The organism is Nitrospirota bacterium, from assembly GCA_016194305.1.
Lineage (GTDB): Bacteria > Nitrospirota > Nitrospiria > JACQBW01 > JACQBW01 > JACQBW01.
Genome location: JACQBW010000025.1, coordinates 1 through 22,592 on the forward strand (window position 1 = coordinate 1; position 22,592 = coordinate 22,592).

General features: G+C 46.4%; 22 protein-coding genes. 2 read left to right on the plus strand and 20 right to left on the minus strand.

Annotated elements, in window-relative coordinates; all coding sequences use genetic code 11:
* Window positions 1-44 precede the first annotated feature (44 nt).
* From HY200_08270 to HY200_08285, 4 genes are all read right to left on the minus strand, one after another.
* Window positions 45-974: a PCP reductase family protein gene (locus tag HY200_08270; GenBank protein ID MBI3594938.1), complete on the minus strand. Its 930-nt coding sequence runs from the start codon at window positions 972-974 to the stop codon at window positions 45-47.
* 7 nt (window positions 975-981) lie between these two features.
* The gene (locus HY200_08275) at window positions 982-1,668 is read right to left on the minus strand and encodes an iron-containing redox enzyme family protein (GenBank protein MBI3594939.1); all 687 of its coding nucleotides are present in this window, start codon (window positions 1,666-1,668) and stop codon (window positions 982-984) included.
* Between the two features lie 25 nt (window positions 1,669-1,693).
* Window positions 1,694-1,960 carry a PCP reductase family protein gene (locus HY200_08280; GenBank protein ID MBI3594940.1) on the minus strand — a complete coding sequence of 89 codons (267 nt, stop codon included), beginning with the start codon at window positions 1,958-1,960 and terminating at the stop codon, window positions 1,694-1,696.
* 578 nt (window positions 1,961-2,538) lie between these two features.
* Window positions 2,539-3,450 carry a P-loop NTPase gene (locus tag HY200_08285; GenBank protein MBI3594941.1) on the minus strand — a complete coding sequence of 304 codons (912 nt, stop codon included), beginning with the start codon at window positions 3,448-3,450 and terminating at the stop codon, window positions 2,539-2,541.
* A 249-nt stretch (window positions 3,451-3,699) separates the two neighbouring features.
* On the opposite strand from HY200_08285, the gene HY200_08290 reads away from it, so the two are divergent.
* The gene (locus tag HY200_08290; protein MBI3594942.1) at window positions 3,700-5,421 is read left to right on the plus strand and encodes an EAL domain-containing protein; all 1,722 of its coding nucleotides are present in this window, start codon (window positions 3,700-3,702) and stop codon (window positions 5,419-5,421) included.
* On the opposite strand, the gene HY200_08295 is transcribed toward HY200_08290, so the two are convergent.
* The 14 genes from HY200_08295 to HY200_08360 form a co-directional block, all read right to left on the minus strand.
* Window positions 5,418-6,137 carry a DUF420 domain-containing protein gene (locus HY200_08295; protein ID MBI3594943.1) on the minus strand — a complete coding sequence of 240 codons (720 nt, stop codon included), beginning with the start codon at window positions 6,135-6,137 and terminating at the stop codon, window positions 5,418-5,420. The genes HY200_08290 and HY200_08295 overlap by 4 nt on opposite strands.
* Before the next feature lie 24 nt (window positions 6,138-6,161).
* Entirely contained in the window at window positions 6,162-7,235 is a 1,074-nt protein-coding gene (locus HY200_08300; protein MBI3594944.1) for a redoxin domain-containing protein, read from the minus strand.
* Window positions 7,236-7,332: 97 nt separating this feature from the next.
* Window positions 7,333-9,039 (minus strand): c-type cytochrome, encoded by a 1,707-nt coding sequence (locus tag HY200_08305; protein ID MBI3594945.1) that lies wholly within the window; start codon window positions 9,037-9,039, stop codon window positions 7,333-7,335.
* Between the two features lie 51 nt (window positions 9,040-9,090).
* Window positions 9,091-9,984: a cytochrome c gene (locus HY200_08310; GenBank protein MBI3594946.1), complete on the minus strand. Its 894-nt coding sequence runs from the start codon at window positions 9,982-9,984 to the stop codon at window positions 9,091-9,093.
* A 128-nt stretch (window positions 9,985-10,112) separates the two neighbouring features.
* On the minus strand, window positions 10,113-11,264 hold the full coding sequence (locus HY200_08315) for a nitric oxide reductase (GenBank protein ID MBI3594947.1): 1,152 nt from the start codon (window positions 11,262-11,264) through the stop codon (window positions 10,113-10,115).
* A gap of 125 nt (window positions 11,265-11,389) precedes the next feature.
* Complete coding sequence (locus HY200_08320) at window positions 11,390-13,321, minus strand: cytochrome ubiquinol oxidase subunit I (protein MBI3594948.1); 1,932 nt, start codon at window positions 13,319-13,321, stop codon at window positions 11,390-11,392.
* A gap of 519 nt (window positions 13,322-13,840) precedes the next feature.
* The gene (locus HY200_08325) at window positions 13,841-14,752 is read right to left on the minus strand and encodes a formylglycine-generating enzyme family protein (GenBank protein ID MBI3594949.1); all 912 of its coding nucleotides are present in this window, start codon (window positions 14,750-14,752) and stop codon (window positions 13,841-13,843) included.
* Between the two features lie 17 nt (window positions 14,753-14,769).
* The gene (locus HY200_08330) at window positions 14,770-14,907 is read right to left on the minus strand and encodes a hypothetical protein (GenBank protein ID MBI3594950.1); all 138 of its coding nucleotides are present in this window, start codon (window positions 14,905-14,907) and stop codon (window positions 14,770-14,772) included.
* 13 nt (window positions 14,908-14,920) lie between these two features.
* Window positions 14,921-15,139 carry a hypothetical protein gene (locus tag HY200_08335; protein ID MBI3594951.1) on the minus strand — a complete coding sequence of 73 codons (219 nt, stop codon included), beginning with the start codon at window positions 15,137-15,139 and terminating at the stop codon, window positions 14,921-14,923.
* Between the two features lie 8 nt (window positions 15,140-15,147).
* Complete coding sequence (locus HY200_08340; protein ID MBI3594952.1) at window positions 15,148-15,294, minus strand: hypothetical protein; 147 nt, start codon at window positions 15,292-15,294, stop codon at window positions 15,148-15,150.
* 339 nt (window positions 15,295-15,633) lie between these two features.
* Window positions 15,634-16,533 carry an SUMF1/EgtB/PvdO family nonheme iron enzyme gene (locus HY200_08345; GenBank protein MBI3594953.1) on the minus strand — a complete coding sequence of 300 codons (900 nt, stop codon included), beginning with the start codon at window positions 16,531-16,533 and terminating at the stop codon, window positions 15,634-15,636.
* Window positions 16,534-16,609: 76 nt separating this feature from the next.
* On the minus strand, window positions 16,610-17,425 hold the full coding sequence (locus HY200_08350; protein MBI3594954.1) for a carboxypeptidase regulatory-like domain-containing protein: 816 nt from the start codon (window positions 17,423-17,425) through the stop codon (window positions 16,610-16,612).
* A gap of 140 nt (window positions 17,426-17,565) precedes the next feature.
* Window positions 17,566-18,939, minus strand: coding sequence for a protoporphyrinogen oxidase (gene hemG / locus HY200_08355; protein MBI3594955.1), 1,374 nt, complete (start codon window positions 18,937-18,939; stop codon window positions 17,566-17,568).
* On the minus strand, window positions 18,936-20,723 hold the full coding sequence (locus HY200_08360) for an ABC transporter ATP-binding protein (GenBank protein MBI3594956.1): 1,788 nt from the start codon (window positions 20,721-20,723) through the stop codon (window positions 18,936-18,938). Before HY200_08360 ends, hemG begins: the two co-directional genes overlap by 4 nt.
* A gap of 159 nt (window positions 20,724-20,882) precedes the next feature.
* On the opposite strand from HY200_08360, the gene mtnA reads away from it, so the two are divergent.
* Complete coding sequence (gene mtnA / locus HY200_08365) at window positions 20,883-21,911, plus strand: S-methyl-5-thioribose-1-phosphate isomerase (GenBank protein MBI3594957.1); 1,029 nt, start codon at window positions 20,883-20,885, stop codon at window positions 21,909-21,911.
* Between the two features lie 6 nt (window positions 21,912-21,917).
* On the opposite strand, the gene HY200_08370 is transcribed toward mtnA, so the two are convergent.
* Complete coding sequence (locus tag HY200_08370; GenBank protein MBI3594958.1) at window positions 21,918-22,133, minus strand: cytoplasmic protein; 216 nt, start codon at window positions 22,131-22,133, stop codon at window positions 21,918-21,920.
* Between the two features lie 74 nt (window positions 22,134-22,207).
* A complete protein-coding gene (locus tag HY200_08375; protein ID MBI3594959.1) occupies window positions 22,208-22,588 on the minus strand; it encodes a VOC family protein in 381 nt (126 codons plus the stop codon).
* Window positions 22,589-22,592 lie beyond the last annotated feature (4 nt).

Below are 22,592 nucleotides of genomic sequence, written 5' to 3' on the forward strand. Positions count from 1 at the left end.
AAGGGGAAGATATTGAAAACCCATCAGGAAGAGCATCCATTCTCTTATAAGAGTTTTTTTTCATCCCCTTGCAGATATTTCTTCATCTTTTCCATCATTTCGCGATCAAGGAGCCCGACTTCTCCCCTCTGATCCATATATTCTTTAATCTCTCCCAGCCGGGTTGCGGCTTCAGGATTGCCTTGCAATCTCCTCGTTTTGGCCAGAGCATCTTCAAACGCATCAAACGTAAGGGTTTGGTATCCAAATTGACGGATCCGTATGACGGCTTTCATCATGGCTTCATTTCGAAATCGGGTCAACATTTCAGAAGTAATTTCATCGGCTTTTGCTCTCCGGGCGCGCCTTTCCGCTGCCTTTTTAATCCCGGAGCGGACAAAATCGGGAGAGGTCTGAAGGCGCTTCCAGGCCTCAGGCGACCATTTCATCTCTTTTTCCGTTTCGCTCCAGATCAGATGAAGCGATTCCTCGGTAATCTCTTTGAATCCTTTGGATAGCGCAATCTCTTCCGCGTCCTCTTTCAGCATCTGGGTGACAAAATCCATCGCCATGGGAGGCGTTTCCTGCAATTTCTTTCGAAGAAGTTGCGTGGCCCCCACTGTCCAGTTCAGCTTTGAAGGAGCAGCGTCATTTTTTAACCCAAGACCTTCTATCTTTGAAAAGAGTTCGGAGTTGACTTCGAGATGTCCCCCTTCTCTTGCGATCTCTTCAGCGATTCGCTGGGTCATCGGACGCATAAATTCGGGGACAGTATCGAGCATTTCTTTTGCCTTCTTGGTCCAGAATATTCCACCGGGCTGGGCCGGAATTTCGACGCCCGCCATCCCTTCATTCTTCCAACGGGATAGGTGCTCCGGCGTAATCTCGGCTATACCCTCCGTTTCCGCTTTCTTTTCGGCCAGCTTCTTCACCATCCCTCTCAGAAAGAATGGCGCCTGCTCGATTTTTTTTAGTGCGTCCGGTGTCCAGTTCATTTTTTCTCTAAATCAATACGGGCGAAAAGATTGCTTTTTCCAGACCATCCCAGAAAAGCTTGCGGGCTTCAAGCGATTTCATCGCGCCGGAACGGATCAACTGCTGGTCTTCCGCGGTATCAAAATGCGAGATCAGCTCATTGAATATTTCGGCATGATGGACATCCTGAACCATATGACAGGTAAAATATTCATAATCTTCTGCCTTGAGGCTGGTGTTCTTTTCTATCCCTTTCACCAGATAGGAAAACATGGTCGGGATGGAAAATTCATGTCCAGGACCAATCGCTCCGAGGGCAATTCGAAAATCATCGTCCCGCGTCAATTCCATATGCGTTTCCACAAAGCTTTCCACCTCCGAAAGTCGGATCACCCTTCCCCAGGCGTTATCCTCAAGCCCAAGAGATTTGAGAAAATTCCGATAGAGAGCCGGGTGACTCCTGAAAATGGTGTGTTGCCCAAATTCATCGTCGTATACATGTCGAAAAAGGGCCGCCGCTGAAGAATCGGGAATTCTCGGCTGAAGATTCGTCATATAATTGACAAAGATTTTAACAAGCTGATAATGCTGAAGACCAAATATTCTGATCTGATCAAGCGTGAGGGGGAGAGTCGAAAATTTCTTGAGAAACGGATGATGCACCGCATCGTGTTCTTCAATTTCCCTCTGCAGATGCTGAATAAACGGAATCATCTTATTCGTATTCCCCAATGTCCGATTACATCGACATGAATTGACCAAACTTACTTTTGACTTCGTCAATCAATTCTTCCGATATTTGAACAACTCCTTTTTCCATCGCCATACGCTCGATCTCTTTTTTCGCCAACGGTCTGATAAATCCGGGAATATTTTCAAGTTTCTGACTCGCTCCGGCCGTCCATTCAAAACCGGCCTGGTCATTCTTGGATTCATCAATGACTTTGGGCGTAACCACCTGGTAACCCTGCTTTTGCGCAAAGGCCTCGATTCCACTCTTGACCATCGGTCTGACAAAATCCGGGATCTTTTCCATTCTTTCCAATGCTTCCGGAGACCAGGTGACTTTGGGGACTTCCCCCTCTTTCATTCCAGCGAGCATCGAGGAGAAGGGACATTTTCCCGCTTCCGCGGCAACCTGTTCCTGCACGGGAGACTTCGCCACCGCAGGTGGCGATGACGCGATGGGTGTCTGCGAAGATTCTTTTAATGTACCCCGCGTCAATTCGAATGGTTCCGGCTCAGTTGTCCTTCCGCCCAATTTGACACCGAGGGCACTGACCATCTGCGTTTCTCCCGGATTGGTGACCATGGCTACCCGGCTCCCACAGGTCGGGCATTCAAACATCACCCCGAGTGAGTCTTCTCCCGGTTTTTCCACTTTTTGAAATAACATAAAGGCTTCGCACTTCATACAAACAAACTTCATAGTTCCCTTTCTGGCTGCCGATAAGCGCTCATCTGTTTTATTCTCGAATTTTCAGTCTTGCGACTCTCCCATAAATATCCGATCAGGGAAGTCCGAAGAGGGAGCACGTGGGCTCTTCCCAGCACCCTGTATTAAATCTATTTATTACCCCTAAGTTATTGAACTGCCATCTTAAATTTTAGCTGAGCGGCAAGTTTCAGAGCAATTTCATTAAACTTTTGCACTGTCGGTTCAGATTCGTCATTCAAAGGTTTGCCCTGATCGCAAGCACGACTCATTTTACGACTAAAAGGTATCTTCCCCAGAAGCTGAACCTTCAAGTCCTGACAGAGCTGATCGGAATTCCCTTCGAATAGTTCGCTTTCGGTATGGCAATCCGGACACAAAAAGCCGCTCATGTTTTCGATGATACCGAGCACTTTGATTCCGACGTCCCTGGAATAAATAATGGACCTCTTCACCACATCCCCGGTGACCTCTGAGGGAGTGGTTACGACAATCGCACCGTCAAGTTCCGGAATATACCCGACAATTGCCGGCGGCTTGTCCGCCGCTGCGCCGGGAGGAAGATCGACCAGTAGAATATCGAGATCTCCCCAGATAATATCACCTAAAAATTCCCGGATGACATTCATTTCAACCATTCCGAGCCAGATCGGAGAAAGATCCATCGCGCCCTTCCACTGCAAAGGAGTATCCTTTTTCAAAAAAAACTCCATCGAAGCCACTTTCATCCCATAGGGTCCAATCGGAGGTAGCGCTCCTTCCGGTGTCAATGTAAATTTTTCATCGCTCATTCCGAGCATTTTCGGAACACAGGGACCATTTAAATCGACGTCAAGTATTCCAACCTTCAATCCAATCCGGGCAAATGCCAGGGCCATATTCACGGTGGTCATGCTCTTGCCGACGCCCCCTTTTCCGCTGAGGACAAGGATTTTCCTCCGGATTCTTCCCATCCGGGTTTTAACAGTCAGGGATTGGTCTATCAACTGTTTCATCACCTGAGCATCATCAGGATATTGGAGCTTATTGAGGATGCTTTTCAGGCTTTTCGTCTCTTCCATGTCTCTATCTCTACTCGTTTTATTAAAATCGGATTCGTCCAGAACTCCAAAGCTCGCCTATTTTAATGGTTAAATATGCATGAATTGCCACGCAATTTCAAGGTCTAATTTGGAATGACAGCCTATCCGGATAGAGGGTGCTCCGTTTCAGAAACTTGAATTGGACCGTCAGATGATATTATGATCTAAATGATTTACTTTCTCCCGTTTTTTTTATATTCTCTTAAAAATTAAAAATTTGAGATCTTTATGCCGAATCCAGAAGAGCTCGATAAGAAATTTCGTGAAAGTGAAACCCGCTTTCTTGCCATTACCTCCCTGATTCCCGACGCCATTATAACCATCAATTCGCAGCATCAAATTACGTTTTTCAGTCCTGGCGCAGAAATAATCTTTGGATATAAAGAGCGTGAGGCCGTTGGTCAACCACTCGACATTCTTCTCCCTGCCCGATTTATCGAATCCCACGCAAATCACATTCAAGATTTTGAAAATCAACATCACAATTCTCTCACAATGGATTCACGCAAATTAACCCTCATCGGACGCCATAAGAATGGCCGCGAGTTTCCGGCCGAAATTTCTATTGTCAAATGGAAGCGTCAGGGTGAAATTTTTTTTGCAGCGCTTGTAAGAAATATTACCGATCGGATCCGGAACGAAGAAACCATCCATCGCCTGGCATACTATGACACCCTTTCCGGTCTCCCAAGCCGTATTCAATTTATGGAAAGACTTCAGGAGATAATCAGAAATGTCGCAGGGGACAAGCAGCAATCGCTTGCCATACTTCTCCTCGACCTTTCAAGATTTCAAGAAATCAATCAGTCTCTCGGTTCAGGTTACGGAGATTCTTTAATAAAAAGCGTTGCGCAACGGATCAGAGAGAATATTCATGAAAATGATTTCCCAGCAAGGCTGGGGGGGGATGAATTCGGAATTATTCTGAAATCGGATGCCGAGCATGCTTTTTCAGTTGCGACAACACTTTGCGAAGCCATGAGAAAACCATTTAAAATCGAAAACTTTCCGCTGGTTGCGGAAGCTTCCATTGGCATTTCTCTTTTTCCTGAGCACGCCATGACCCCGGAAGGACTTATTCAAAAGGGAGAAATTGCACTCTCCGAATCAAGGCGAAGCGGAACCGATTTCTCGATCTATGAATCGAAAAAAGATCCTTTCATCAATTCCAATCGCCTGGGTCTCCTGGGTGAACTCTCGCACGCGATTGACTCGGGTCAGCTCTTCCTCCTCTATCAACCCAAGATCGATCTGCGTTCCGGGAAGATTATCGGAGTGGAATCCCTGATCCGATGGAAGCACCCGAAGCGCGGGGTCATCCTTCCGTCGGAATTTATCTCTCCCGCTGAAAATACTGATTTAATCAAGAGTCTCACCCTCTTCGTCATCAAGGAAGCACTAAACCAGTTTCAGACCCTTTTCAATCTCGGAAAGAACCTCAATATCGGGGTCAATATTTCCACACGAAATCTTCACGATCCGGTCCTGCCAGGCCAAATTGTAAAAATGCTCATTGCGAACAAGATCACTCCCGAATCACTTGAACTTGAGATTACCGAAAATGCGATCATGGAATATTCGGAAAGTGCCCAAAATGTCGTCCAGCTTCTGCAACGAGCGGGTATCCACTTAACGATTGACGAGTTTGGAATCGGATATTCTTCACTCAACATCCTTAAGAAACTCCCTATTCGGTCGCTGAAAATCCCGCGCTCGTTTATCAAAGAGATCTCAACCGGAAAAGAAGACCTAAAAATCGTTCGATCGATTATCGACCTGGCCCATTCTCTTGAACTCAAAGTCACCGCAGTGGGCGTGGAGGACAAAGTAACACTCTTGAAACTGATTGAATTGGGGTGTGATTCGGCCCAGGGACATTATATGAGCCCTCCGATCCCGATTAAGGAGGTTTTTGGCATGATATTTAAACCTCTGGAACATTGGATCTAGTGAATGGGAGGCCAAAATACGTAAAGCATAAAATAAGTGGCACTGCTCGTAAATAGAGCGGTCAGGTAAAGGATCATGGTAAATGTTCCCAACGCCCGATGCCTTTTGGCTCCATCGGGGAAAAGATAGCTGATGCCCCCCTCCAATGCGATCAGCAACAATCCACCTCCGACGCAAAGCGAGAACCAGGCAATAAATAACCCGAGACTCGGGGGCCTGAATAGGATCCGAAGCGAAAACAGGATCAGCGCCAGCAGAATCGAGACTCCAAACGTCAGGAACGAAAATCTTTTGAAAGTTAGCGAAGGCACTCCTTCCCGAAGCACTCTTTTCCCCTCCTTCATGCCGGATGACCTGAATCCTAAAAGGATCATATAGACTGCCAGGATGATTCCGATCGTCACCACCCAAATGTGGATCGTCAGGATGGGTGAAAATAGCCATGAATAAAGGAAATCTCCGCCTCCGAATCCTTCCTTATTTTCGAACGCAACAGCTCCCAACTCCCGGGCGAGATAATAAATCACGAAATAACCGAGCATGGCAACCATTCCGACGAGCGTCAGGGTATGGTGGGACTGTCCCAGGCCCTTCTTGGCTTTAACCCATCCCAGCATGAACAAGAAGGTGAAGGCTATTGCCAGGAGATAACTGAGATCTGCTCCGAAAGTGCCGTAGGGTGAGATGAACCCGCTCTTTTCAAATAAACTTTTCATTTGATCGTCCTTTCATGGCGACATTTATCCAAATGTAAAAGAATAACTTTCTACTCCTGGTTCAAAAAGGATTAACGATAGAAGATGCTTGCCATACCCGCCCTGGTGGCGAATAATCCGATAGAGTTTTTTTTGCGAAACAAAGACTTTGCTCCTCCCCTCCGAGTCGATCACGATATCCTCCCCGGCCTCTTCAGAATTTAAGTAGTGGCGGTCTAGCATGACTTCCACCCAGATCCCGTTTTGATTTGTCCCTGCTACCCAATTGACGCTCTTGGCATCATAAATTAGGCGGACTTCCCCTCGCTCTCGCCCTGTGTAAAGCGCAAATTGGTCCTGGATATTCCAGGAGCCGGACAAATAGAACGCATTTTCTTCAAATTGCGGGGGAAATTGATAGGGTCGTCCCGAACCTGAAAGAATCCCGAGCGGATTTCCAATGAAACCGCCATGAAATGTGCCAAAAAAGATTTCGGGGGTTTTGATTTTCTGAAACTGGACCTCTTCTCCGGCCATCCGGTTTAAGTGATCTTTTTTGAATTCGACCCCGGTTTCAGTAAGAAGCTCCTGTATCTTATCCTCCGATTCGTCATACCGTCCTTCGCCGACCACTTCATATCGAAGCGTGCCATCCGGGCCAAAAAAATATTTGTGCGGCCAATAATGATTTCCAAAAGCATCCCAGGTCTTTTTCTGGTTGTCGAGACCCACCGCATATTTTATTTTGAGGAAAGAGACCGCTTCTTTCACTCTTTCAACCTCTTTTTCAAATGTAAATTCGGGAGTATGAATGCCGATAATGACAAGACCCCGATCATGATATTTGTCATACCAGTCATTCAGATATGGAATGGTCCGGATACAATTAATGCAACTGTAGGTCCAAAAATCAACAATAACGACTTTTCCTTTTTCCCGGGAGACGGCCATCGGAGAGGAGGTGTTCAACCACTCGTCAATGCCCTGAACTTCCGGCCCGATCTTCTGTTTTACCGATTCCCCACCTATTTGAACCAGGAGGAGAGGTGCAAGTCCCACGACAATCATGACAATCAGAAGATAAAAGAGGGCTCTGGCATTTGGGATTCTTTCAAACACATCCCTATTTTACTTCAGTTGATTTCAGGAATCTGCAAAAAAAAAGGGAGGGTATATCAATACCCTCCCGATCAACTCATGATGATTAACAGTTAAACTATTTTTTACCGAATTTTCGTCTCAACCAGAATTCAATTCCAATGACGACGATGACAACCACCACGGGAACCGAATAGACTTTTGAAGGTACCGGTGGTTTCAGAATCGTATAATACCAGGTGGAAATGGCTGTTTTGGCTCCTTTATCGCCATTGTTGCCATCCCAGGCATAAAACGAAGTCGGGATAAACTTGCCCGTGCTAAATTGAACGTCATTGTCTTTGTCCCCGGTTTCGCGGCTTCTTTTCAAAATAACGCGCCATCGTCCATTTGAGTAGTCCGAGGCGATCGCTTTGACATCCTGGGCCTCTCGACGGGTTAATGGACTCGCTATCCCTTTTCCTGTATACTCGGCGACACCGCCACTGGCATCCCATTTCCAGATATCCGCTGGATTTTTTTCATCTCCAAAAATGAACCTCGGTTTTTCCGGACTATTTAACGCTTCCCATTTTTGAGGAAACTGTATACCGACAGAATCATTAAATACCGTCCAGCCGTCGCCACCCTTAACGGCAACAGGTTCTCCCGCAGGTGGCACTTCCTTGACATCTGCCGGTTGCAACTCATAATTCCCGGCTTCCGCAGGTCCGACACTCTTGTTTCGATCATCCCATTCCAGAAGATAAGCGACTTCTTTATCGTTATAAAGAGATCTGACCCAGACTTCGTCCACTAACCGGACAAAATTCCTCGGCTTCTCGGTAATCTGACCTGCAAGTCCCACCCAGGTGGCTTCTGTATCAGCCCACGCGTTGCTGTTCAAATCACCCGAAATTTCCCCTTGCGTAAAGCTGGATTTCACGACAAAGTCAATGGCCGGTTTATTGGTATTCCTGTCAATATTTTTCTTCGGACAGAGCGAGATCACAAAATTGGCGACATTCCACCGCTCCTCAATACTCAAGGCGTCAGCGAAACTCGGCATCGGTGTCCCGTTCAAACCGGTTGAAACTTCTCTGAAAATATTCTTGGGATTATAAGGGTCTTCACGATTACCTCTGAAATTCCAGCATTTGTGGAGATCAGCGGGGAAGATCGGAAATCCCCATTCATCTTTCTGGGTTTTATTGCCATCTCCGCGCCCTTCGTTACCATGGCACTCGACGCATTTCCCCTTGGTCATGAAAACTTCTTTTCCTTTTGCGAGACTATCCGCAGAAGTCGAGATCTGCTTTCCAAAATCAATCACATGGAACTCTTCGGTATCTTTATCGAGAAAATTCCGATCTTTCACCAATTCCGTTCTGACAAACCGGACCACCTGCAATCTCTGGGTATCAGACAGAATACCTCCCCAGGGTGGCATCGCTGATCCGGGAAGACCGTGGGTTACCGTTAGAAAAAGATCCTGTTCGGTGGGTAACTCCCCTGACCCCGTATGTCGAATTTTGAAGGTTCCAGCGTTGAAATTTCTCGGACGAGGCCAAAGCCGATCCGCAGCCGGACCGTCGCCAGCGCCCTGGGGACCGTGACACCAGACACATTTCTTGAAATAGATCGCTTTTCCGGCTTCCAAATCTTCGGGACTGGCCTTATCAGGACGTCCGGATTGGGCAGCGGCAGCAGTCGGTTTACCGGCATCCTTCCCTTTGTCATCGGCTGAACTGACCGCGATCAGCAAAAAAGACGCTGCAAAGAAGACCCCTGCAAGGATCAAAAAGAAGAACTTGTTTTTATTTCGAGAGCCATTCACTTTATTCATTGAAAGTATTCTCCTTAAAATACTACTAAATTACTTCAAATCATTAATGGATTAATCCCAGGTTCTTGGATAATAACCGGTATGCCAATATTCAAATTCAATCACTTTCCAGATTTCATCGGTGGTCAAATGTTTTTCCCAGGGCGGCATGGCAGATGCCCAGGGGAATCCCTCTCGGGGAAGGCCAATTCCTCCTTTTGCAACACGCCAGAAAACGAAAGTCTGCTGGAGCTGGGCAAGCGTCCCCGGATCCGTAAAGTTTGCCGGAATGGGATTAAAGGCGAATGCGAACATCCCCGCGCCATTTAAATTGTCCCCATGACAAAAGTGGCAATTTTGAAAAAAGATCTCGCCCCCTTCGCGCACATATTTCAGATAGGCGACCCCTTTATCATCGAAAGGATTTGCCTTCAGATAGCGATCTTCGACTTTTTCATCATAATCCCCTTTTTCATTGACCCGGAAAGGACTCCTTGCCTTTTGCAAAATCAGCTCAGAACCATGTACCTGAATCGAAGCGGGTGGCGCCGGATGAACCGTTCTCAATTCAATCGGTTCCTGATATTTTGGATACATATAATTGTAAGAGCCATAACCTGCCAGAACCGGAACCAAGACAAAGGTGACCATCCGAATGGTCTTAAATCTGGGAGAGCCCCCTTCAAGAGTCTTTACAATGGGATCTTTAAATTCATTCCATGACTGATCGGTCGTCGATAGCAGCAGGAAAACCACCAGCGTAATCAATCCCATGTAGGTATAAAGAAGGGCCGCCGGGATCGGGGGGAAAATAATATACTTGAAAATAATATAGGCGGCGATAAGAAGTAAAACACCCTGGAAGAATTTGGAAACCCCTCTTCCATATACTTTTTTCAGAAAATAATTACCTGCCAAAAACAAAAATAACGCGAAAACTTCGACCAAGATCAGTTCTATGGGCATTGCGCCGGGTATCCACAATCCTTTCACCGCATTTCCCCCTCTTTAATTAATCCTATATTAATTTGTCTATTTGAAAATCACGACCTCTCACATTTAAGGAAAGATCGTGCGATTTATGTCCAGCCCGATTACGGGAGCAACCCATCTTTTTTAGCGACCGATTCGTCAATAGATAACAGGAAATCAGCCAGGTTTGAAATTGCCTCATAGGTCATTTTTTTTGAAAATTCTTTTGGCATCGGGGATTCATCCTTTTTAGGTCCCTGTCCAAACGTGGGAACAATGAAAGCGTTCGGATTAACGATCGACTCCATGACATATTCCTTGGGGCTCATAGCATGCGCTTGTCCTGCCGCAACTCTTGCCTTATATTCCGGCGAAGCAATTCGTTTCTTTGCATTGGTTCCCTCCATCAGGAGAGGGCCAACCGTACCAAAACGGGCTGCGGTGGTTGGAATCTTGTGGCACGCAATACAGCCCATCTTCATAATAATATCTTGCGGTTTATCAGCGCCGGTCAAAATAACAGGGCCAGACGGTTTAGGAGCTCCACCCGCTGTATCTGTACCGGGTTTAGGTCTTTCCGCTTCCGGAATAAACTTTTCATAGGCGGATCTTATCTCTTTCGCTGTGGGGGGTGTGGCGCCTTCCCGGACAAATAACCAGGTATCGACGGCGATCTGCTCCTCAATAGAAAGCTCAATCGGGGCCTTATGGATTGTCGGCATCGGACTTTCTTTATCATTCGATCCTTTTACGCCATAGCCTGGAACCACAAAACAGGAGGGACAGGAGTGGGATTCGGCAATATACTCCTCCGCGGTTGTAGCTCTTCCGCAGCCCGAACAAGACTCTTTGACGCTAGTGACTTGAGTCTTATAGATTGGATCTTTAATTCTTTCAGCGGCTCGGGCCGGAATTCCCGCCAGATTAGGCGCTCTTTCACTCACTACGCCGGCAAAGAATCCATGACAGAGGGGACATTGCCCCTTACCCGCTCCTTTTAAGGCTTTGGCGTCATCAAAAATGATTGACGCCCCCATTTCCGCAAGTTTATCGGAAGGCATCGCGTCGACATCCAGTTTTGATGTATCAACCGGGGCTGGTACTTCTCCTCTGGTTTGGGGCAACCAATTGGCATAGCTCGCAAAGGCTCCCGTGACCAGCATATAGAATCCGATTGTAAAAACCAAGGATCTGCCGGACTTTAACTTGGATGCAATGGCCAGAACGGTAAACGCGATTGCAAGAAGTAACAACGCAAAAGTCATCTTATCCACTGAATATCTCTCCTTATGACGGGTTTACTGATGATTGCTTATATGAGTTCAATTAATATCTATTATCAAGCCGATTTTTAAAAAGAAAGGCCTTTTATTTTTCAAATAAAAGGCCTTGACATCCCCTACTCAGACGCTCCCGCAATGGCATGCCCGTGTCGACCCGCTGTTTTCGCGACAGGACTGTCTTCCATTGAAGGAACTTCACGGTGACCGGACGAGAGTTCTGCCAGAGAGAAAACGAAAAGCGTGAAAATCCAGAATATAATCACATTGACGGACATCATATTCGACGCGAAACCGATCGGATGCGTAAACGCCCAGGGAGAATTATCTCTCATGATTTCCATGACATGCCAAAAAAGGCGGACGGAAGAGCGCACATAACCCATCAGAGCCATCAGCCAGGTAAATGAAACCGCCAAAGCAAAAATCGCAAACTGAGAGCGATTCGATATGGTTCCCCAAAGAACAGGACCGGTTGATTTAGCCCCCTTCATCATCGCCACATTAATAGCCGTACCCACAAAAAGGCAGGTTAAAGTGCCGGCGACCTGAGGAACCGATAGGCCAACCCTGACGTTTGCTGGAATATAGTACCCATAAATCGCTAACCACCAGTTATTTGCCAAAGCAACCCCAAACATCGTAAAGAGCATCGCGTTTCCAAAGTTTTTCCATTTTACGGTAATCTCTTTATTGGCACGCTGATAGATAACAAATGTCAAAACCGTCAGGATAAGCATGGTATTTACAGCTCCGTTTTTGGCGGACATCACGCCAAAATTACCCACAACAGGATGCTGCTGACCGCCAATCGCTTTAAGTTCCGAACCGGTCATCACGAGCGTGTGAGGGGTTAGCCAGACCAGGAAAGCCGCCGTCACGCCAAAAAAGATATATTTGGTTATTTTTTCATACCGCTCGGCCCCTTTCATTCTCTGCATGCCATTAAACAGGTAATAAATTACCGAAAAGAAGAGGGACCCGATCAACACCGCCTGAAGAATGAAGAGCCAGGCTAACAGCCCTCCCATTAATGTAATTCCCATCTGTTGACGGTAAGCGTAAACTTCTCTCATCAGCCAGTATCCGGCAAAGGGAAGGGGAATCAGCGAACCGACTGCAAAGAACATCGAAATGTAACCCATCCAGTCGTAATAAGCTTTCTCTTCTTTCGTCTTGGATGAAAGAAATTTATAAGCCGAGTAAGCCGCCACGATACCACCGCCAAACACCATATTTCCAATAATCCGGTGGACGTTAATCGGATTCCACAACGCACTGTGGAGAAGATGGGCATAATTACCTAAAAACTGTCCTTTTTCATCCACCCCCGCGGGAGACATCATATAAGAGAGCCATGAATTAGCCAACATCATGAGAATCGTTCCGAAAACATTCAAAAGAATACCGAGGGTGGCGTGAACCCATTTCAGGAATCCTTCTTCCATACGATGCCATCCATAATAGTAGAGGTAAAGCGTGCCACTTTCGGCGAGGAAGAGTAATGCGTAGATATGCATAAAGGGTCTAAAGAGCGAAGCAAGGTAGGCAAAAAATCCCGGGTACATGGTAATAAACGTAAAGATCAGAAGCCCCCCTAAAATCGCAGTAACCGAATATGCCGTCAAACTGATCTTGATAAAATCATAGGCGAGCTGGTCATATCTTTTCGAAGCAACCGGATCTTTGGTCAATAGGCCAATCAGCTCGATGACCATGCAAAAGATTGGAACAGCGAGGACAAAGCTCCCGAAATAGAGATGTTGCTGTCCGATAACCCATACAATCAGGCGGCTCTCTTTTGCAACCCCCGGAAGATTCGGCATTGGATAATCGCCTACTTTCAATTTTGGTGCCGGAGGGCCGGACACCGGACCTTCGTTCTTGTAATAAACATCCTTTCCCATGACTGGCGCCGCCGGAGCAGCCGCTTCATCGGCATACGCTTTGGACTGGAAGAAAAGAGGAATCGCAAAGGAAAAGAGTGAAAGAAACAAGATTCCCAGAAGAGCAAGGGAGAGAAAATTTTTTGATTTTTTAAGGGCCTTCATATTGGACTCCGTTTAATGATTAAAGTTCTTAATCGTGTTTTGGTCCTCTTCTTATAAGCTTAAACCGCGATCTTACGATCGCTTTGGGTCATCGTTAAAAAACTGATCGGATAAATTCAAAATATTTCAAACCCTGAACACCCATGAGAAGCCAGTCGACAACTTGAAAATAAACAAACCATACCGCGACAGCTACGACGACTCCTGCGATCATGTTATTCATAAAAAACCCCCGTTTTTAATAAAACCAAAATAAGGAAATCGCCTTGAAAGATCATGAAGCTTTATAAGGTTCCAAACCAGAAAATAAATAAAACTGAGATGACAAAAGTGACGATATAAAGAATGGGTCCGGCGTTTTTTGGCATTTTTTCCTCGTCTTGAATTGACTTATTTTTAATCTACTTCTATTCGATTTGCCCGCCCTCTTTGTCGTGCAAAAAGTGTCTCCGGCTCCAGTGTAAAAGCGGATGAAATAGACTTTATGCGAGGGGAATGTACTACACTGTTTTTTTTTTGTCAAGCACTTTTCGCACATCGAAAACCAATGGTCACGTCCCGATATTCCGGCGTCATTTTGAACCTGTTAACAACCTCTCCGAGCCGGATTGTATCATTCCAGGATCCGCCCCGGATGACCTTGAGTTGGCCCCTGTCGGGACCTTTTGGATCGATGGTTTCGATATTTTGGTATCCGTTTTCCTGATACCAATCGTTGACCCATTCCATCGCGTTACCCGCCATGTCATATACGCCAAGCGGACTCTTATCCAGTTTGAAACTGCCGACAGGCGCCGTATAGAAATACCCGTCCCGTTCCCCGGAAAAATTTGCATTTTGCGGGAGCTCCTCATCGCCCCATGGCCATTTTCGTTGCACCTCCCCTTTCGCGGCTTTTTCCCACTCCGCTTCGGTTGGAAGACGTTTCTTTTTCCAGTGACAATAATCCTTTGCATCCTCCCACGAAACCCCGACGACCGGATTAAAAGGATTCATGAGAAGCGGAAGGCCTTCAGAACCCACAGCGAGATACCCGGCCAGACGGGGCTTCCGATGCCCGGTCAGGTCCACAAACTGATAAAATTGTGCAAAGGTGACTTCATATTTATCGATGGTGTAAGCACTTAGGAAAATTTTACGAGCGGGATGGACCGAAAAATCAAGCGAAGCGTCGTCTCCGAGCGTAAAATAACCCAATGGTATGTGAACCATCGTTTCAAGCTCGGGATTCGGTTTCACCCGACGGATATTCTCTTCCGATTTGGCAAAATTCTCTTTCGTTTTCTTAATTTTTTCCGAAAGCGGGGTGAATCCTTTTTCCGGCTGGAGTGAGCTAACCGAGGGGTGATTGCCTTTATAAATTGAATATTGGATAATTCCGACAAATACGAACATCAATCCGATATAGATCATGACGAGGTATTTGCTCAACTCAGGTCATACCTCCGTCAGCGCCCGGTCGATTGATCTTTGTCGAATTCTTTCTGGGTGTTCTTTCTCTCGAGCCATTGCCCTGCAAAAAGACCTGCCAGGAATACCGCCGCGGCGTAAAGACTCACATACAGAACATATAGAAGATGTTTCATCGGAAAACGTTTCCTAAGATAGGGGTTTCTGATTCCTGTTTCGATGTTCTTTCATTTGGCTTAACCAACGTTTCTCGGACCTTTGACCATACTGCATTCCAAGCAGGAAGAAGGTGGAGGTAAAGAGGATCATATATCGTATATAAAGTTTGCCGAAGATCTGGTCAATCACAATCACCGCAAGGGTCATGACTAAAAAGAAGTGAAGGTAGAATTTACCTTTAAAGCTCATCCGAACGCTCAGGCTTCCCGATTATTAAAACGCTCTATCTTGTTCCGTTCCCATTTTTTGCCAACCTGAAAACCCAGATAGAAAAAAAAGGAGGTCATCGCAATAACAGCCAGGGGATAAAGGAGGTAATGACCGATTTTTGAATAATAATCCATGCCGTGTTAGACCTGTAATTTTGAAAAGAGGTATTATATTGAAATTGTGCGATGAACGTCAAGAAATGAAATTTGAACTTGACTCGATTTCAAAAGAATGTCATTTTATAAAAATTCTTCGACGTTGAGACAGGGCGCTTCTTTGTAACTGGGTGAGGAATGAGGAATCATGGAAACTGAAATTAAAGACAAAAAATCAAGGAATAAGATTATATTTGATTATATCGTTTTGCTAGGCATGGTCGTCAATATTGTCATTGCCGTTTTTATGGTCCTCTATTATTTTAATTTGTTATAACAAATATTCCATGAGCGTCCCGGATCGACGCGAGCCCCTATTTATGATCCTGCCACATCTTTCGCACAACGGAATCCAATGACCGCGCTAGTCTGGTGCGGTGCCGCCTGAAATCTCTTGGCGGTTCTGACATTGGTCAGGACATCCTCCCAACTCCCGCCGCGATACACTCTGAATTTTCCGCTTTCAGGCCCTTTTGGATTTTTGAACGGACCGGACAAATAATAAGAACCGTCGTACCAGTCTGCCACCCATTCTCCAACATTTCCGGCCATATCATACAATCCGTAGGGGCTTCTTCCCGCTTCGAACTTTCCCGGGGGAGCCGTATATTTGAAATGGTCCTCTTCACCCTGAAGATTGGCTCTACCCTCCAAACCCTCGTTTCCCCAGGGCCACTTTAGACCCCGTTCACCTCTTGCCGCTTTTTCCCATTCTGCTTCGGTTGGAAGTCTTTTCCCCGCCCACTTGCAGTAGTCATTGGCTCCGTCCCAGGAAACGCCATTTGCCGGAAGCTCTTTTGAAGTCAATAATGCAGGGTTATCCATAAATACGGGAATGACCAACTTGGATTTCGATCCAATTCCTTTTAAATAATTCTGAAACTGCCCATGAGTCACTTCTTTAAGATCGATATAATACCCCGATAAATAAATTGTCCTCTGCGGAGATTCATCCGGATCACCTTCTACGGGAGGAGATCCCATTGCGAAAGTCCCCTCCGGAATCCACACCATCAGGGCATCGTCTACCCCTTTGATGGTTTTGAATTCCTTAAATCGGTCGGGATTCAACGCCTCGGCCTGCATCTCCTTGACGGCAGACTGACGCTTCCCTCTCCCGACGAAATCTGAAACTGCAAAATAAATAAAGGTGCCGATCATCAGAACAAAAGCCGCACCGGCAGAGATAATTCCGTAATAGAGGGCATCTTTTTTCATAAATTATTCGACTTAAAAAAAACAGGCTGAGACAAGAAGACCTTGTCCCAGCCTGAAGAATCCCATGACTGATCTTTTATTTCGTTGACGCAAAAGCAAAGTTTTGGGTGAGTTTTCCACCCGCTGCCACCGTGACCTTCGCTTCCTGCAGGCCTAAAATCGGATGCCACGCGTGCACTTCATATTCACCCGGAGGAATCCCGTCAATGCTGAACGTTCCGTCCGCACCCACGATTGCATAATAGGGATTTTCTACCGGATAATAGTAGGTGTTCATATAATTGTGCTGATCGCACTGCATATGAAGGATGCTGTCTTTCTTCCGGATAATCGTCGGTTTGTTTATGACCTGGTCCTTGTTCGGAAGAGGAAGATTAAAGATCGTCGAGCTCGAAGAACCGACTTCCTCATAAAGGTGAGGATTATGCAACACGCCCGTTGCCGCCTTGGGATCAGTCGGATCGGCATCAAGGTTCTTGACCCGGAATTCCGCTTTCTTCATTGCTACGCCGACGAATTTCGAGGGTCCGCCCTGAACCAGGAACCGGCAAATATCGGCATTCGTATCCGTACCGGCGAATTTAAACGGCTTTCCTTTTTCTACATGTTCGATCGCAACCACCACATCCTCTAGCGAGCCATCTTTACCGACATTCACATCATGTAAAAGGCGATGTCCCTTTCCATCGTTATCTTCTTTTCCGCAATATTTGGGCTGGGGGAATTTCTCAAGTTCAAACGATTTCGGTGCAGGCGCTGCTCCCTTGAAGGTGACCTTTCCGCTCAGTGTTCCTCCGTTCGCGACGGGCGCTTCGTCATAAGCCCATGCCGGCATTCCAACCATCGCCGACAACAATGTGGCCAAAGCCACTTTTTTACCAAAACCTTGCATACCTGCTCCTTTCAAAAATAGGGAGAGAAAAATCTCTTTTCTTCTCCCGGTTATATTATTTTTTATTCAGCACTCCGAAGTCCCAAAAAGAAAAACAGCGTCGCAATATAGCGGAAAAATATTCGGAAGTCAAGAATAATTTACCCCTCTTTTAATTGGCGCGAAATCATTTTACCCATTTCCAGTCCTTGCGAAAGACAGTCCCAAACTGAAACTCCTTTGGAATAATTTCCGGCCAGATAGAGACCCGGAATTCGTTTGAGTTCCCGGTTAATCGTCTCAATTTTTCCGGAATGATTCAAATCATATTGAGGAATGGCTTTGGGATGAATGGTCGTATGAAAAAATTCCGGTTTTCCCTTCAGTCCCAGAAGGGACGTCAACTCGTCAAGTGCAGTCTGGATCAGTTCTTCCCTGGATTCACGGATAATGTCCTGATTTCGGACACCGCCCGCAAAGGAGGTCACCACCATCATACCTGAAGGAGCTCTCCCTTGATAAAGATTCGAATTGATCCTAAAACCCAGAAGCGACCGATTCTCTTTCTTGGGAATAAGACAGCCTGAACCGGCAAAGGGTCTGGAAAGCGCGGAAAGGGGAAACCCAAGGTTCACGATAACCACAGGCGCGTAATGGATTGAATTTAGCTGATCAGAAATTGCCTCGGAAATCGGTTCGATAAGACTGGAACTGACATAGGCCGGAGTCGCCAGAACGACTCGATCAAACAAAAAGCGACGCTTTTCTCCTTTTTGAATTGCAGTCAGCGTAAATCCCGGGGTCGAAGAACTCCCTCGGGAAATTCCGCAGATCACTGCCCCATTTTCGAAGTTTTTTTCCAGTTTCTCGGAAAGCTTCACCGGAAGGGCTCCCATTCCGTTTTTAAAGGAAAAGAGATCGATCCGTTTCTCCCGTTTCTCTTCCCTCTTCTTCACCATAAATCCTTTAAGAAGACTTCCATATTTTTCCTCCAGGAGCGTGAGTCGGGGGAAGGTCGCCGACATTGAAAGAATTTCCGGATCCCCTGCGTAGATTCCTTCAATCAAAGGATCTACGACATAACTCAAGATTTCCGGTCCGAAACGACGACTGACGAACTGGGCAACGGATTCGGGTCTCTTCTCTCCCAAGGGAGCCACGAATGGTTCCAATCCGGCTCTAATTTTACCTCTGATACTTAAGAGGGGGGTGAAAAGAAATTCTTTCGGGGTACGTGGTATCGGAATCAGTTTTCCGTTTTTCAATATGAAACGGGATTTGGAGTCGGGATTCTGAAAAATCTTCTCCGAATCAAGTTGAATCTTGTGGCAGAACTCATCAAGCTCGGCATTGATATTTAAGAGCGAGTTCGGTCCCGTTTCCAGGAGGTAACCTTCTTTCAACTCGCTTTTTATCAGGCCTCCGGCCGTTTCTTCCTTTTCAAAGAGGGTGACCTGAACCCCCTCTTTCTGGAGGGAATAGGCAACCGAAAGACCGGAAATGCCTCCTCCAATGACCGCAACGCTCCCCTTCATAGATCGCTCTTGGGGGATACGGCCTGATCGACGAGTTCCATTCCTGATAATTTCATGGTGTAAAGTCGATAATAAAGTCCTTCCCTCTTCAGGAGTTCAAGATGAGTGCCAGACTCCATGATTCGCCCCTTATCGATCACCAGAATAAGATGTGCCGACTGAATCGTTGAAAGACGGTGGGCGATCACAAAAGTCGTCCGATTCGCCATGAAGTGGTCCAAAGCATCCTGGATCAACATTTCCGATTCCGTATCCAGTGCCGAAGTCGCTTCATCCAAAATAAGAATTCTCGGATTCTTCAGAATGGCCCTTGCGATCGCTATTCTCTGCCGTTGTCCTCCGGACAGGTTGACTCCCCTTTCTCCGACCACGGTTTCATACTTCATCGGAAGCGTCTGGACAAACTCGTCGACATGGGCTCCCCTGGAAGCAGAGAGAAACTCCTCGTCGGTCGCCTGAAGCTTGCCATAAAGAATATTCTCCCGGATCGTTCCACCGAACAGGAGAGTCTCCTGCGGAACAAGTCCGATCTGCGAATAAAGTTCTTTTAAATTGACCTTACTGATTTCTCTCCCGTCGATTTCTATCCTCCCCGAACGAGGATCATAAAATCGATGAAGGAGATTAACCAAAGTGGTTTTACCACCTCCGCTCGGTCCGACCAGCGCGACAATCTGACCGCATTCCACCTCAAAAGAGATTTCTTTGAGAACTTCATGTCCGGAATCATAGGAGAAATTAACATTTTTAAACGAGACCCTTCCCGCAATCGTCCCCAGAGGTTGAGCCTCCCTGTTTTCAGTCACCTGTGGCTTTAAGTCGAGAAGTTCAAACACACGCGACGTTGCACCCTGTATCTCCTTCAACTGAGAGAATATTCTCGCGAACGCGGAAAATGGAAGCATTAAGATCCCCCCATATAGAACAAAAGCAATCAGGTCTCCCGGAGTCATCTTTCCATCCAGAATCTGTAAACTTCCGTACCAAAGAACCATGGCCGCGGCTGAAAGGGTCAGAAAGGTAATCACGGGAACAAAAAGGGCCAGGACTCTTGACTTTTGCATGGAGAGATTGAAGATCGAATTCACCTGGCCGGTAAATCGCCTGAGTTCGTCTTCCTCCCGGACAAATGATTTAACGATTCGAATTCCGGAGAAGACCTCTTCGAGGAGCGTGCTGTTCTCCGCGTAGCGATCCTGCAGCTGGCTAGAAAAGTTTTTCAGTTTCTTTCCAAAAAAACGCGCGACAAGTATAAGAAAAGGAATCATTCCGAGCGTGACCATGCAAAGGCGCCAGTTCATATAGAATAAAACAGCCAATCCGCCCACCAGCGTGACCAGGTGTTTGGCCAGATCGGTCGGTATTGAAGTGGAAATTTTCTGGATCACTCCAACATCATTCGTTAATCTCGAGATAATTTCTCCGGTTCTTGTTTTGGAAAAAAAGCCGAGTGAGAGATTTTCAAGAGCCGAAAACAAGCTAATTTTGAAATCGGTTACGAGTTTCTGTCCGACCCAGGAAATCGTATAACTTTGAACCATGCTCAGCAGGGTTTGCACAAAAAAGAGGGATAAGAGAATCCAGATAATCGAAGAGATGGCAGAAAGATCCCGATGAACCATGACTTTATCAACTAATATACGAACGTTCCAGAGAATCGCGAGATTAATTGCCGCGACACCGGCAAATAAAAGGGCTGAAAAGCCAATCATTCGGGAATAAGGAGAGAGGTGTTTGAGGAGGCGATTAAACTCTCCCCGGTTTCGAAGGGGGCTTGTTTTCATTTAAAAAGTCTTGTTTTTCATCCGGTTGAACCGTTAATTATTACTCAAAGTGAGCATTCAATGTCAATAAAATAACCTGCTGGACTCCCGGATTGACTCCCTTTCCCCGATTTTTTATGATAGAGTTTTGGCTCACATGTCATGAACAGGAGTTTCAGAATGATCCCCACACTTGAATGGAAAAAAGGGGTGGTACGTATGCTCGACCAATCTCTTCTTCCGAACCAGATTAAATATATTGAATGTGAAAAATACCAGTCGATCGCGGAAGGAATAAGATCGCTTAAAGTCAGAGGAGCTCCTGCAATTGGCATCGCCGCGGCGATGGGCATCGCACTGGCTGCTCAGTCGATTCGAGCGGCAAATTTTTTCTCATTCAAAAAAAAGATGGAACCCATTTATGAAACATTCCGCAAGACCAGGCCGACCGCCGTCAATCTGTTCTGGTCAATCGAGCGAATGAAAACATTTGTGGAAGAGAGTGAAGACCTTCCCGTATCCAAGATCCAGAGTCTTTTAATCCGTGCTTCTCAGAAAATTCTGGAAGAAGATATTGAAATCAATCGATCTATCGGACGATACGGCAATAAAGTCATTCGACAACAGGATACCATCTTGACCCATTGCAACGCAGGATCCCTCGCAACGGGCGGCTATGGAACCGCGCTTGGAGTCATTCGCGCAGCGCATGAATCCAACAAGAAGGTGCGCGTCCTGGCTGACGAAACGCGTCCGGTCCTGCAGGGGGGGAGATTGACTGCCTGGGAATTGATGCAGGACAATATTGACGTTGTTTTAATTACCGATAACATGGCCGGATCATTCATGCAAAAAGGAGAAGTCAACGTCTGTATTGTGGGAGCCGACCGAATCGCCCGTAACGGGGACACCGCCAACAAAATTGGCACCTATTCCGTCGCTGTACTCGCCAAGTATCATGGCATTCCATTTTACGTCGCCGCCCCGCTTTCAACGATCGATTTTTCGATTCAAACCGGAAAGGAAATTCCGATCGAACAGAGAGATCCGTCTGAGGTGACTTCGATCTTGGGAAAAATTCAAATCGCGCCGCACCGGGTAAAGGTCTTGAACCCGGCGTTTGATGTGACTCCGGCGGAATTAATTACCGGAATTATCACTGAAAAAGGGATTTACAAACCGAAAGATTTGAAACAGCTGATGCGGTAAAAAGAGTCACAAAATTATTTTAGCCGGTTTGCTGTTTTTTTCTGTTCTTTCGCCGATCGAAGAGCCGCAATGGACACAGCGATATTCAAATAGCTGTCCGTCGGGAAGAACCAGCAAAAGTCGTTCTCTGACCTGCACCGCCCTTTTGCATTTTGGACAATGAAGAAGTGAAGCCTGAAGCTGATCAAAATTCCGGTTCTGTTTCGGCTGAGAAGGGGGCATTCGATTCAATCCGGACGGTATCGCATTCGGATTGATCTTTTTATCACGCATTCTTGATTCCTTTATCCATGTCTCTATTTTCCTTTCTCAATTAATTCAATTTCATATCGATCCGGAGCATCGATAAATGCGAACATGCCCCCGCCGCCCGAGTTTGTCGGACCATCCGTCAAGGGAATTCCTTTTGACATCAGGTATCCGGTGAACGACTTTAAGTCGTCCACTTCAAATGCGAGATGGACGAGATCCTCCTGAACTTCAACCTTTCCGCTCGCCGGAAAATGGCAAAGCTCGATCTCCTCCTCGCTTCCAGGCACCTGCAGAAAAACGAGTTCCGAGCCTCTCGGAGACTTTCGCCGGCTTAAAAGTTTGAGACCAAGGATTTCGCAAAAGAATCGGACATGCTGGTTCATATCGTTGACTCTAAGACGCGTATGAAGGAATTTCTTAATCATTCTG